General features: G+C 69.2%; 13 protein-coding genes. 2 read left to right on the top strand and 11 right to left on the bottom strand.

Annotated features, from left to right (window positions below):
* Nucleotides 1-45: 45 nt before the first annotated feature.
* Complete coding sequence (gene icd / locus ACI1V7_RS12760) at nt 46-1308, bottom strand: NADP-dependent isocitrate dehydrogenase (protein ID WP_404532126.1); 1263 nt, start codon at nt 1306-1308, stop codon at nt 46-48.
* A 221-nt stretch (nt 1309-1529) separates the two neighbouring features.
* On the opposite strand from icd, the gene ACI1V7_RS12755 reads away from it, so the two are divergent.
* A complete protein-coding gene (locus tag ACI1V7_RS12755; RefSeq protein WP_404532125.1) occupies nt 1530-2099 on the top strand; it encodes a pseudouridine synthase in 570 nt (189 codons plus the stop codon).
* A 268-nt stretch (nt 2100-2367) separates the two neighbouring features.
* Here ACI1V7_RS12755 and rpsT read toward each other — a convergent pair whose 3' ends face one another.
* A complete protein-coding gene (gene rpsT, locus ACI1V7_RS12750; protein WP_036216299.1) occupies nt 2368-2634 on the bottom strand; it encodes a 30S ribosomal protein S20 in 267 nt (88 codons plus the stop codon).
* 282 nt (nt 2635-2916) lie between these two features.
* Between rpsT and murJ the strand changes: the two genes are divergently transcribed.
* The gene (gene murJ, locus ACI1V7_RS12745; protein ID WP_404532124.1) at nt 2917-4461 is read left to right on the top strand and encodes a murein biosynthesis integral membrane protein MurJ; all 1545 of its coding nucleotides are present in this window, start codon (nt 2917-2919) and stop codon (nt 4459-4461) included.
* A gap of 40 nt (nt 4462-4501) precedes the next feature.
* Here the strand turns inward: murJ and ACI1V7_RS12740 are convergent, their stop codons facing one another.
* Genes ACI1V7_RS12740 through ACI1V7_RS12700 form a run of 9 tightly spaced genes read right to left on the bottom strand, consistent with a single transcriptional unit; the run spans nt 4502 to nt 12701 of the window.
* Nucleotides 4502-5335 (bottom strand): type II secretion system protein, encoded by an 834-nt coding sequence (locus tag ACI1V7_RS12740; RefSeq protein WP_404532123.1) that lies wholly within the window; start codon nt 5333-5335, stop codon nt 4502-4504.
* Nucleotides 5322-5705, bottom strand: a complete 384-nt coding sequence (locus ACI1V7_RS12735; RefSeq protein WP_404532122.1) for a type II secretion system protein — start codon at nt 5703-5705, stop codon at nt 5322-5324. Before ACI1V7_RS12735 ends, ACI1V7_RS12740 begins: the two co-directional genes overlap by 14 nt.
* Nucleotides 5706-5709: 4 nt before the next feature.
* The gene (locus ACI1V7_RS12730; RefSeq protein WP_404532121.1) at nt 5710-6186 is read right to left on the bottom strand and encodes a type II secretion system protein; all 477 of its coding nucleotides are present in this window, start codon (nt 6184-6186) and stop codon (nt 5710-5712) included.
* Nucleotides 6183-8354, bottom strand: a complete 2172-nt coding sequence (locus ACI1V7_RS12725) for a secretin N-terminal domain-containing protein (protein WP_404532120.1) — start codon at nt 8352-8354, stop codon at nt 6183-6185. Before ACI1V7_RS12725 ends, ACI1V7_RS12730 begins: the two co-directional genes overlap by 4 nt.
* A complete protein-coding gene (locus tag ACI1V7_RS12720; RefSeq protein ID WP_404532119.1) occupies nt 8351-8977 on the bottom strand; it encodes a hypothetical protein in 627 nt (208 codons plus the stop codon). Before ACI1V7_RS12720 ends, ACI1V7_RS12725 begins: the two co-directional genes overlap by 4 nt.
* Entirely contained in the window at nt 8974-9645 is a 672-nt protein-coding gene (locus ACI1V7_RS12715) for a hypothetical protein (RefSeq protein WP_404532118.1), read from the bottom strand. The genes ACI1V7_RS12720 and ACI1V7_RS12715 overlap by 4 nt, the downstream gene beginning before the upstream one ends.
* Nucleotides 9642-10184 carry a PilN domain-containing protein gene (locus tag ACI1V7_RS12710; RefSeq protein ID WP_404532117.1) on the bottom strand — a complete coding sequence of 181 codons (543 nt, stop codon included), beginning with the start codon at nt 10182-10184 and terminating at the stop codon, nt 9642-9644. Before ACI1V7_RS12710 ends, ACI1V7_RS12715 begins: the two co-directional genes overlap by 4 nt.
* On the bottom strand, nt 10181-11014 hold the full coding sequence (locus tag ACI1V7_RS12705; RefSeq protein WP_404532116.1) for a hypothetical protein: 834 nt from the start codon (nt 11012-11014) through the stop codon (nt 10181-10183). Before ACI1V7_RS12705 ends, ACI1V7_RS12710 begins: the two co-directional genes overlap by 4 nt.
* On the bottom strand, nt 11007-12701 hold the full coding sequence (locus ACI1V7_RS12700) for a GspE/PulE family protein (RefSeq protein ID WP_404532525.1): 1695 nt from the start codon (nt 12699-12701) through the stop codon (nt 11007-11009). The genes ACI1V7_RS12705 and ACI1V7_RS12700 overlap by 8 nt, the downstream gene beginning before the upstream one ends.
* Nucleotides 12702-12705: the final 4 nt, after the last annotated feature.

Here is a 12705-nt window from a genome sequence, read left to right as displayed (position 1 = left end):
GACGGTTGCGGACCGTCGCATGCGCGTCACTTCATGCGCGTTACTTCATGCGCTTTCCATATAGTCGATCATCGCATCGCCGAAGCCCGAGCACGATACCTGGGTCGCGCCTTCCATCAGCCGCGCAAAGTCGTAGGTGACGCGCTTGGACTGGATCGCCTGCTCCATGGAGCGGATGATGAGGCCCGCCGCTTCAGTCCAGCCCATGTGGCGCAGCATCATCTCGGCCGACAGGATCAGGGAGCCGGGATTGACGTAATCCTTGCCCGCGTACTTGGGCGAGGTACCGTGGGTGGCTTCGAACATGGCCACCGAATCGGACATGTTCGCGCCCGGCGCGATGCCGATGCCGCCGACCTGGGCCGCCAGAGCGTCCGAGATATAGTCGCCATTCAGGTTCAGCGTGGCGATCACGCTGTATTCGGCCGGACGCAGCAGGATCTGCTGCATGAAGGCGTCGGCGATCGAATCCTTGATGACGATGTCGCGGCCCGTCTTGGGATTCTTGAATTTGCACCATGGACCACCGTCGATCAATTCGGCACCGAATTCACTTTGCGCCAGCGCATAGCCCCAATCGCGGAAGCCGCCTTCCGTGTACTTCATGATATTGCCCTTGTGGACCAGGGTCACGGACGGCTTGTCGTGGTCGATCGCATACTGGATCGCCTTGCGCACCAGGCGCTCGCTGCCCTCGCGCGAGACAGGCTTGATGCCGATCGCGGAACTGTCCGGGAAGCGGATCTTGCGGCTGCCCATTTCTTGCGTCAGGAAGGCAATCACCTTCTTCGCTTCCGGCGTGCCGCCGGCCCATTCGATGCCGGCGTAGATGTCCTCGGAGTTCTCGCGGAAGATCACCATGTCGGTCTTGTGCGGCTCGCGCAGCGGCGACGGCACGCCCTGGAAATAGCGTACCGGACGCAGGCAGACGTACAGGTCGAGTTCCTGGCGCAGCGTGACGTTCAGCGAACGGATGCCGCCGCCGACCGGCGTCGTCAGCGGGCCCTTGATCGAGACGACGTGCTCGCGCACGGCGGCCAGCGTCTCCTCGGGCAGCGACACCCCTTCCCCGTACAGGCGGATCGACTTCTCGCCCGCATACACTTCCATCCAGGCGATCTTGCGCTTGCCTTCGTAGGCCTTGGCCACGGCCGCATCCACCACCTTGCGCATCACGGGCGTGATGTCGATGCCCGTCCCGTCGCCTTCGATGAACGGGATGATCGGCTGGTCCGGCACGTTCAGGGTGCCGTCGGCATTGAGGGTGATTTTCTGGCCGTCGCCAGGAACTTGGATATGTTGAGCCATCGTGGTCTCCGGTTGGACGCGAGTCGATCGCGGCAGCGCCGACCGGCGGGACCTGCGATCTCCATTACAATAGAGCCTGTGTTGCGTTCGCTCTGCTGTCAGCGAGTCTTATATAAGATACAAGACGCAATATTTGTCATTATGCACCAGTATACCGGAGCGCGCCAGGCATGCGCGCGGCCACACTGCCGGTGCGCCATTTTGCGCCAGAAGCTATCCCGATGCCCCTCATCCTGTTCAACAAACCCTTCCAGGTCCTGTGCCAGTTCTCGCGCGAGGACGGCCGCGCATCGCTGGCCGACTACCTGGCGATCCCGAACATCTATCCGGCCGGCCGGCTGGATGCCGACAGCGAAGGCCTGATGCTGCTGACCGACGACGGCCGCCTGCAGCACCAGATCGCGCACCCGAACCACAAGGAAGCGAAGACCTACCTGGTGCAGGTCGACGGCCATGCGGACGCTGCCGCGCTGGCGCGCCTGCAGGCGCCGCTCGACCTGGGCGACTTCGTCACCAAGCCCTGCCGGGCCGTGCGGATCGCCGAGCCGGACTGGCTGTGGCCGCGCAACCCGCCGATCCGCGTCCGCCAGGACAAGCCGACCGACTGGCTCGCCATCACGCTGGAAGAAGGCAAGAACCGCCAGGTCCGTCGCATGACGGCCGCCGTCGGCCTGCCGACGCTGCGCCTGGTCCGCGCGAGCATCGGCCCGTTCTCGCTCGCGACCCATCCCCTGATGCCGGGCGAATGGATGGAAGTCCCGACCGCCGAGCTGGGCAAGCGCCCCCGCTAACCCCGAAATTCGGGGTCAGAGCACTTTTCGAAGAACTATCTTTCGAAACAATCTGGCGCGCAATGAGGGGGAATGGCGCGGAAAAGTCCGGAAGACGGCCAGTTTGTTACAAGAAAACAAATGCGAATTAATGTGCTCTGACCCTGAATTTCGGCGGAAATGTGCTCTGACCCCGAATTGTCAACGCAACGAAAAAACCCGCCGGACTTGCGTCGGGCGGGTTTCATCCATCTGCCTGCGCGGACGTGCCGCGCCTGCCGTGCCGGTATCAGGCCGACAGGGCCTTCAGGGCAGCAGCCAGGCGGCTCTTGTGGCGAGCGGCCTTGTTCTTGTGGATGATTTTCTTGTCAGCGATGCTGTCGATGGTCGACACCGACTGCTGGAAGATGGTGGTCGCAGCGGCCTTGTCGCCAGCCTGGATGGCCTTGCGGACTGCCTTGATGGCGGTGCGCAGGGTCGAGCGCTGAGCCGAGTTGTGTGCGTTTTGCTTAACTGCTTGACGAGCGCGCTTGCGTGCTTGTGCGGTATTTGCCATGGAATTTCCTAATCTGGGTCAAGTTGCGTTTGCAAACAACAATTGTCAGTCAAACCGGCCCATTCCAGTGCCTGTCAAACGGTGTGTCTGCTAACAGATTTCAATACAGCCCTCGATTATAGCGAAGGTTTCATCGCAGGGCAATTCGAATGTCTTGTTTTCCCATCCATCCGTGAAAAAAGCCCGCCTGGCGATGCGGCACGGGTCGCCGGGCGCGACATCCGCGCCTCTTGCTCCGTGCGTAACGTTCTGTCATCAATTGCCCCGCTATAATCGCGGGCTATGAACCTACTCCGAACCCTGGCAGCCATCTCGAGCATGACGATGCTGTCCCGCCTCACCGGCCTGCTGCGCGACACGCTGTTCGCGCGCGCCTTCGGCGCCGACGCCTTTTCCGACGCCTTCAACATCGCGTTCCGCCTGCCCAACCTGCTGCGCCGCCTGTTCGGCGAAGGCGCGTTCTCGCAAGCCTTCGTGCCGATCCTGTCCGAGTACAAGACCCAGCACGGCCACGAGGCTTCCCGCACGCTGGTCGACCACGTCACCAACACGCTGGTCTGGGCGACGCTGATCACGAGCCTGGTCGGCATCGTCGCCGCGCCGCTGATCCTGATGGCCATCGCGGGCGGCCTGGACGGGAAGGCCTTCGACGCGTCCGTGTTCATGACGCGCATGATGTTCCCCTACATCGTCTGCATGTCCTTCGTGGCGCTGGCCGGCGGCGTGCTCAATACCTGGCGCGAATTCAAGATCCCGGCCTTCACGCCCGTGCTGTGGAACCTGTCGTCGATCTTCTTCTCGCTGTTCCTCGTGCAGTACTTCGACGTCCCGATCTATTCGATGGCGGTGGCGGTGATGGTGGGCGGCCTGCTGCAGGTGGGCATCCAGATCCCCGCGTTGAAGCGCATCGGCATGCTGCCGCGCCTGTCCCCGAATCCCTTCGCCGGCATGAAGGACCCGGGCGTGCGCCGCATCCTCAAGAAGATGGGGCCCGCCGTGTTCGCCGTCTCCGCGGCCCAGGTGAGCCTCCTGATCAATACGGGCATCGCTTCGCGCCTGGGCGCCGGCAGCGTGTCCGTGCTGCAGTACGCGGACCGCCTGATGGAATTCCCGACCGGGATGCTGGGCGTGGCGCTGGGCACGATCCTGCTGCCCAGCCTGTCCAAGGCAAACGCCGAGGGCGACACGGCCGAATACTCCGCCCTGCTCGACTGGGGCCTGCGCCTGACCTTCCTGCTCGCGCTGCCGGCCGCCGTCGGCCTGGCGGCGCTGGCCGAGCCCCTGATCGCCGCCCTGTTCAACTACGGCGAATTCAAGGCCAGCGCCGTCGCCGCCGCCTCGGCCCCGCTGATGGCGTATGCGGTGGGCCTGCTGGGCATCATCCTCGTCAAGATCCTCGCGCCCGCCTTCTATGCGCGCCAGGACATCCGCACCCCCGTGCGCATCGCCGTCGGCGTACTCGTCGCCACGCAGCTGATGAATATCGTGTTCGTGCCGCTGCTCGGCGTGGCCGGCCTGGCGCTGTCGATCGGCATGGGCGCCTGCATCAATGCGAGCTTCCTGTTCGCGGGACTGCGCCGGCGCCGCATCTACGTGCCGCACGCGGGCTGGCTCCGTTTCTTCCTGAAGGTCGTCGTGGGCGTCGCGCTGATGGGCGCCGTGGCCTGGTTCCTGCAGGCGCAGTTCGACTGGGCCGGCCTGCGCAGCCAGCCGCTGCTGCGCCTGGGCGTGCTGCTGGCGATCATCGCCGCCAGCGCGGCCGTGTATTTCGCCGTACTGTTCGCGCTGGGCTTCCGCCCGCGCGACTTCATGCGCCGCGCCAAATAAGGCGTCCCGTCCGCGCGGCGGGCGTCGAGCGGTGGCCGGCCTAGCGCCGGCCGGTCGCGCGGATGTCCTTGCCGTCCTTTTCTTCGGACTCGTTCGCGCCTTCCCTGCCATCCTCCCTGCCGTCTTCCTTGCTGCCGTCCTTCGCGTCGGCCGGCGCCGGCACCGCGGCATTGTCCTTGCCCTCGGCGGGCGCCCCTTCGTCCACCGGTGCGGCCGGCTCAGGCGCTGCCGGCTGGGCCGGCGCAGGCTGCGGCGCCGGGAACAGCGAACCCTGCCCGGGCGCGGCCTGGCCCGCCGCCGGCGCCGGCGCCGGGAACAGCGAGGGCTGCCCGGGCTGCTGGCCCGCTTGCTGACCTGGCTGCTGCCCCTGCTGCCCCGGCTGCGCGATGGTCTGCCCCAGCGCGGCGAACTTCCACTCCGACAGGTGTTCCTTGCCCTCCAGGTTGGCGAAGCGCGCATCGAAGTTCGCCTGCTTCAGGGGCTGCGCCTGCGACAGGCTGTAGACGGCCAGCACGCCCGTCTCGTTGCCCGGATTGGCCCAGACGATGCCCCACTCGGCCTTGCCCGTGACCGGATCGACGAACATCTTGCGCAGGTGGCGGCGCACGCCGGGAAAGCGCGGGTCCTTCAGTAAGTCCTTCAGCGACGGCGGCTGCGTGGGCTGGCCGCGCGGCGTGGCGTCGGCATAGCTCTTGAGGGCGGCGCTGAAGGCCGCTCCCGTTTCCAGCAATTCCTGTTCGGCGGCGGCGCGGCGCAGCAGCGCCTCGACCTTCAGCGTGGCGGCCCCCACCAGGCCGATGATCGCCAGCGTGACGATCAGGCCCAGGTAGGTGAAGCCGGCCTCGCGGACCACGCGCTTCTTACCACTCCGCATACGGCTTGCCGTTGCGCCCCTTGCCCGGGGCGCCGCTGTGCAGGTCCTGCACGGCGCCGCGCGTCGTGTCCTCGGGCGGCACGATGGTCCAGGCGCTGTCGCTGTCGGCCACGGGGTCGAACGGCAGCGTGGGCAGATATTTTTTCTCGACCAGCTGTTCCAGCGAATCCGGATAGCGTCCCGTGTCGGCGTAGAACTGGTCGATGACGGCGCGGGTATTGCGCAGGTTGTCGGCCAGGATGGTTTCCTTCGCCCCGTCGACGCTGGGGAAGAAGCGCGGCACGGCGAGCGTCAGCAGCAGCGCCACGATGCCCAGCACCACCAGCAGTTCGATCAGCGTGAAGCCACGCGGCCCGTGTGTCGTTCTCATGGGGTCACCATCTGGCGTAGGGAATGCCGTTCAGGCCGACCTTGCCCGACGTCGAGTACACGTCGTAGACGTCGTCGCCTTCGCGCGGCTCGGCCGCCTCGCTGGCGTAGCTGCGCTTGCCCCAGGTCTGGGCCTCGCTCAGCGCGGGATCGTCGTTGAACGGGTCGCGCGGCAGGCGGCGCATGAAGTACATCTTGGTCTTCTTCGGGCTGCGCAGGTCGACCGCCCCTTCCACCAGCAGCTCCAAACGCGGCGGATAGCCGCTGGCGCCCGCCACCTTGGCGATGCGGCCCTCGTCGCCGGCCTTCTTGTAGGCGTCGATGCCGGCGCGGATCTCGCGCAGCGCCGTGCGCAGCTCCTGCTCGTGGCGGCGCTGCGCCACGACCTGCGTCACCGGCACCACCAGCGTGCCCAGCAGCGCCAGGATCGCCAGCGTGACCAGCAGCTCGATCAGGGTGAAGCCGCGGCGCCGCATGGTCATTGCTGCGCCGGCGTGCCCGCGCTGGGAATCGTCGCGCGCACCGGCGCGCTGGGCGCGACCTCGCGCGGCGCCGACACGTCGCGTTCCGGCAGCGGGATCGTCTCGACGGAGGGCGTGGCCGGCAGCGACGTGGCCGGCACGGACGGCGGCGCCTCGGGCAGCGTGCCGCCGGCGCTGACGCTGGTGGCCGGCACCATGCCGCCCTGGTTGCCCTGGGCACCCTGGGCGGCCGGCGCATTCCATCCGGGCGGCCCGCCACGGCCGCCGGCCAGGTCCTGTACCGGCGCGCCGGCCGGCGCGGCCTGGGACTGCACGGCCTGGCCCGGGGTGGCAGGGCCGGCCGGGCTGCGGGCCCCAGGCAGCTGGGCGGCGGCGCGCGGTGCCGGGTCCGGACGGCGGCGGAAGTTGGCCTCGGTACCGGCGCTGAATTCGGCGTTCGCCGCGGGCGGGCGCTGCAGCGTGCGGATCAGGTGCGGCGTGATCGACAGCACCACCTCCGTCTTGTTGCGCTCGTCGCGGCTGCTGCCGAACAAGCGCCCCAGCACGGGCACGTCGCCCACGCCCGGCAGCTTGGTGCCGCTGCTGCGGTCCTCGTTCTTGATCAGGCCCGCCAGCACCTGGTTCTCGCCATCCTTCAGCTGCAGCATGGTCGTGGCCGAGCGCGTGCCGATGCGGTAGGCGGTGGTGCCGCTCTTGGTCTCGATCTGGTCGATCAGGTTGCTGACCTCCAGCGAGATGCGGATGCCGACCTCGTTGTTCAGGTAGATCGTGGGCTCCACGTTCAGCGTCAGGCCCACGTCGACGTAGTTAACGGACTCCGATGCGAAGCCGCCCACGCCCGACGAGATGGTGGTGGTGATGGTCGGCAGCTTGTCGCCGATGACGACCTTGGCCTTTTCCTTGTTGCGCACGCGGATGCGCGGATTCGCCAGCGTCTGCGAATCGCCGTCCGTCTTGGCCGCCGTCGCCGTGGCGGAGATGCCCGTGACGCCGATATTGCTGCTGTTGAACAGGCGCAGCTGGTCGATCGTGAGGGCGCCGCCGGTGCTGTTCAGCAGCGGCGCGAAACCGAGGCTGGTGGGCCAGTCGATGCCCAGGTCGAGCAGGCGGTTGCGCTGCACCTCGAGCACTTCGACGTCGAGCATCACCTCGGCCTCGGGCACGTCCTGCAGCGCGATCAGCTGGGACGCCAGCTTCACCGCTTCCGGCGTGTCGCGCAGGATCACGAGGTTGAGCTTTTCGTCGACGACGACGTCGCGCGACTTCAGGATCGTCTTGAGCGTGTTGGCGATGGTCTTCGCCTCCGCATTGGCCAGGTAGAAGGTCTTGACCGTCATCTCCTGGTATTCCTTCTGCTTGGCCGCCACGTTCGGGTAGATCAGGATCGTGTTGCCGTCCATGACCTGGCGCTCCAGCTGGTTGCTCATCAGGAGGTAGAACACGGCCGCTTCCACCGTGCTGTTCTTCAGGAACACGGAGGCGCGCTGGTCCGTCTTGACGTCCTTGTCGAACAGGAAGTTCAAGCCCGAGTGGCGCGCGATCACCTCGAAGATCTGCTTGATCGGGGCGTCGCGGAATTCCAGGCTGATCGGCTTGCGGAAGGCGGCCGCCAGCGCGGCGTCGGCGCTCGGCTGGGCCGCGGCGACGGCGTCGATCTCGGCCAGCAGCACGCGCGCCGGCTCGGACGACGGCCGCTCGGCCAGCACGGCCCCCACCTTCTGGCGCGCCGGCTCCAGGTCCTTGCGCGCCAGCGCGGCGCGCGCCTCGTCCAGCAGCAGCGCGTGGCGGCGGTCGGCCTCGACCTGGCGCAGGCCCGCGCGGGCGCGGTCGTTGACGGGGTCGACGGCCAGCACGCGGCGGTAGTCCTGCTGCGCCAGCTCCGCCTTGCCCTCGGCCAGCGAGCGGTCGGCCTGGGTCAGCAGGCGGTTGACGGCGCCGTCGCGCGCGCGCAGCCAGGCCGCCTTGTAGACGACGTTCTGGGGGTCGGCGGCCAGCGCTTCCTGGTACTTGGCGAGGCCCGCTTCGATGCGGTCCTGGGCGACCAGTTCGTTGCCTTCGCGGTAGGCCTGCTGGGCCGCGCAGCCGGCCAGCAGCAGCGACAACAGCGCCGGGGCCAGCAGGCGGAACGGGGTCGGGCGGCGCTTGCCGGCCGGATCACGAGCGATCAATCGAATACTCCAATATTGAGCTGCTGAACCTGGTTCAGCGGCAGGTAGGTCAGGGTCATGACGGGCGGCGCGATCGCCTCCACGCGCCAGGTGCCGTCGATGACATCCTTGTCGCGCACGACGTAGGTACGCTCGCCGCGCGCCAGGTAGACTTCCCAGATGCCGTCGCCGACCGACTTGCCGATGAAGGAGAACGGCAGCGCCGGCGCGACCGGCGGCGGTGGGGCCGCGGGCGGCGGCGGCGGGGGTGGCGGCGGCGTCCAGTCCTGGCGCCCGAACGGGCCGGCGCCATTGTCGCCCACGCCGAAGCGCGCGTCGCTGTCGCCGATCAGGGTCTCGCGCGGGACCAGCGCCAGGATCGGCTGGGCCGCGCTGGCGCCATTCGCATTGTTCGCATTGTTCACATTATTCGCGCCATCCGCGCCAGCCCGTGCCTGCGCCGGTGCCGCGGGCGTTGCAGCCGGAACCGGCGCGGAGACTGGCGTGGCGGGCGCCGCCGGACGGGCGGGACGCTCAACGGCCTCGGCCACCTCGCCGTCCGGACTGCGGTCGCCGAAGGCCACCAGCAGCACGGCGCCGACCAGGGCCGCGCCCAGCGCGACGTGGCGCACGCGCGGGCTCACGGCGCCGCTCCCGCAGTGGCCGGGCCGGCCGCGCCGGCAGTGGCGGCGTCGCCGTCGCGCAGGTACAGCGTCAGGCGCAGGCGTGCTTCCACGGCCGTGTCGTTGATCGCCTCGCGGCGGAAGCTGATGTCGTCCAGCGCCGCGAACGGGATGGCGCGCAGCGCCGCCATGGCGAACTGCCAGATCGCCGCATAGCTGCCCTTGACGGGCAGGTTGACCTGGTAGGTCGTCACCCCCGCGTTGCGGTCGCGCGCCGACTTGTATTCGCCCTGGCGCAGCGTCAGGCCGGCTTGCTGCGCCAGCGCGAACAGCGTCCTGACCTGCTGCTCGGCATGGCGGCGCTCGCCCAGCGTGCCGTAGAAGGCGGCCAGGTTGTCCTGCTCCGGCGCCGCCTGCGCATGCCGCGCGGCGGCGGCCGCGTCTTCATCGCGCGCGGCACGCGCGGCGGCGGCGGCCGCCGTGGCGCGTGCGGCGGCCTGCGCCTCGCTGCGCGCCTGGAAGGCCGCGCGTTCGACCTCCAGGTCGGCGCGCGCCATCGTCACCCATTGCAGGGCGCCGGCCAGCACGGCCACCAGCAGCCAGGCGCCGGCGACGAGCGGATGGATGCGCATCAGGGCGAGGCGCAGGCGCAGGCCGGGCGCGGCGCCGCTACGCTGTTGCAGGCTCATGGCGCGGCCCTCCACTGGGCATCGACCTGGAAGCGGATCGGCCGGTTCGGATCCTGTTCGTTGATCTCATGGCGCACCAGGGCGACGGCATCGAACCAGTCGAGCCGCTGCAGCGCCTCGACGTAGGCGATCATGTCGTCGCTGCCCTTGGCTTCGGCCGTGATGCGCAGGCTGCATTTCTTCGCGTCCGGTTCCAGCGCCAGCAGCGCCACGGTCGGCGGCGTGGCCGCCTGGACGGCGTCGTGCAGGCCGCGCCACGGCAGGTTCAGCTGCAGCACGGCGGCATTCACGGCGCCCGCCTGGGCGGCCGGCACGGGCGTGGGCGGTGCCTTCGGCCGCGGCGCCTCGGCGCGGGCGCGCGCCTCGACGCGTTCGACGCGGCTCGCATGTTCGCGCAACTCCTCGCGGTAGTGCAGCACGGACGTCGTCAACGGCACGACGAGGACCAGCGCGGCGACGATGGCGCTCCAGGCATGCGGCGCGCGCAGCAGCGCGCGGCGCAGGCCGGGCGGCGCGAAATCGATGCGGACCTTCTTCACGGCGCCCTCCCCGTCAGCGCCAGGCGCGCGCTGTCCGGCCACAGCGGATCGGTCTCGTCCTCGAACAGCGTACAGGCGAACTTGAGGCGCCCGGCGCTGCTGGCCCAGCCGCGCGGCGCCGGGCCGCAGATCTGCAGGCGCTCGGGCCGGCCCAGACCCACGCGCAGCGCCTCGCGCGCCACGTGGCCTTCGAGCCAGTCGCGGTCGGCGCCCGCCGGGATCGGCGCGGTGCGCACGGCCGCGAGCTGGCGCCCGTCGAAGGCGGCCACGCTCAGCACGCCGCCGTGGACGACGCCGAACCAGGCGTTCGGGCGGCGCAGCTTGCGGTACTGGTTCAGCGCGGCGACGAATTGCGGCACGACCTCGACCAGGACGAAACCGTGGGTGGCGGCCGCCTGCGCCAGCTGGTCCAGCAGCGCCTGCGGCACGGCCGCGGCCAGGAACGGGTGCGCGGCATCCCAGTCGGCGCCGATGCGCCAGCCTGCGGGGCTGGCGCCGAACAGCGCCTGGAAGCGCAGCGCCGCCGCCCCTTCCAGGTCGGCCATGCGGGTCGCGCCCTGCGGCGGCGCCACCTGCCACAGGCGCACCAGGTCGTCCGACAGCACGACCGACATGGTCATGCCGCCGACCTCGTGCTCGCCCAGCAGCACTGACAATGCCACGCCGATGGCGGCGGGATCGGCGCCGCCGGCGCGCACCTGGCCGAGCAGCAGCGCGCGCTCGTGGCGCCAGGCGCTGGTGCGCACGAGGGCCAGGCCGTCGGGCGCGATGCCCAGGCGCAGCGCCCGGCCGCGCAGGGGCTTGAGCAGGGAGGAAAAGGGGCTAGGCATGCAGGGTCACCCGCTTGATTTCCTCGATCGTGGTGGCGCCGCGCTTGACCAGGTCGAGCGCCGCGTGGCGCAGGCTGCGCGTGCCGTTGGCGGCGGCGGCGGCCTTGATGCGGCGGATCGGCTGCTTGTCGACGATCAGCTCGCGGATCTCGTCGTTCAGCGTCAGGATCTCGGCGATCGAGCGGCGCCCCTTGTAGCCGGTGCCGCGGCAGTCGCCGCAGCCCACGCCGCGCATGAACAGGTATTCCGATGCCTCGGTGCGGGTCAGGTGCACCGAGGACAGTTCGGCCGGCTCCGGATCGTAGGGCGCGGCGCAGTGCGGGCAGTTCATGCGGATCAGGCGCTGGGCCCAGATGCCGTTCAGGGCCGACACGAAGGCATACGGGTCGATGCCCATGTGGGTGAAGCGGCCGAACACGTCGAACACGTTGTTGGCGTGCACCGTGGTCAGCACCAGGTGGCCCGTCAGCGCCGACTGCACCGCGATCTCGGCGGTCTCGCGGTCGCGGATCTCGCCGACCATGATCTTGTCCGGGTCGTGGCGCAGGATCGAGCGCAGGCCCTTGGCGAAGGTCAGCCCCTTCTTTTCGTTGACGGGGATCTGCAGGATTCCGGGCAGCTGGTATTCGACGGGGTCCTCGATGGTGATGATCTTCTCGCGCCCGTTGTGGATCTCGGTGAGGGCCGCGTACAGCGTGGTGGTCTTGCCGGAACCGGTCGGCCCCGTCACCAGCAGCATGCCGTAGGCTTCCTGGGCCAGCGCGCGCAGCGTCACCAGCGAGTCCGCGTCGAAGCCCAGCGCCTCCAGCGTCAGCGCGCCGTAGGACTCGATCATGGCGCGCTTGTCGAGCACGCGGATCACGGCATCCTCGCCGTGGATGCTGGGCATGATCGAGACGCGCAAATCGATGTCGCGCCCGCCCGCCTGCACGCGGAAGCTGCCGTCCTGCGGGATGCGGCGCTCGGCGATGTCGAGTTCGGCCAATACCTTCAGGCGCGAGATGATGTGCTCCGCCAGTTCGATGCCGCCCACCGTCGCCGCGTGGTCGAGCACCCCGTCCACGCGGTACTTGACGGCCAGGCCGCCGGCCGTGCTCTCCAGGTGGATGTCCGAGGCGCCGGCCTTGAGGGCGTCGTACAGCGTCGAGTTGACCAGCTTGACAGCGGGACTGGCCGCTTCCGACACGGAGGCGAACGACAGCACCGTCGCACTCTTGCCGTCGCGCTGCTCCTGGCTGCCCGCGCCGCCGTCCCCGCCCAGGTTGTCGACGGCGCGCGCCGATTCCTCGTGCTTGCCGAGGTAGGCCTGGATGTCCGACTGCAGCGCCAGGCGCAGGTGCAGCGGCGCGGCCATGGTGGCGCCAGCGCGCGCGTGCAGCCAGGTCTGCAGGTCGAGGTCGAACGGGTCGGCGATCACGCCGGTCAGGCGCCCCGCCCCGTCGCGCAGCAGCACGCAGTGGCGCGCCAGCGCCTGCGCCAGCGGCAGCAGGTCGAAGGCCGGCTGCTGGCCGAACATCTCGAGCGTCTCCATCACGTCTAGCCCGAACGGCGCGGCCAGCTGGCGCAGTACCTGGCGCGGCTCCTGGCCCGTCAGGGCCTGCAGCTCGTCCACCAGCGAACGGTGCGACAGGCGGCTGCGCTCGCGCGCCTGCACGAGGACCGATGCGTCGAGCGGCGCACTCGCGATATCG

Origin of the sequence: Massilia paldalensis, from assembly GCF_044901715.1 — a bacterium.
Classification (GTDB): domain Bacteria; phylum Pseudomonadota; class Gammaproteobacteria; order Burkholderiales; family Burkholderiaceae_D; genus Telluria; species Telluria paldalensis.
This window is presented reverse-complemented; position numbering and strand designations above follow the sequence as displayed.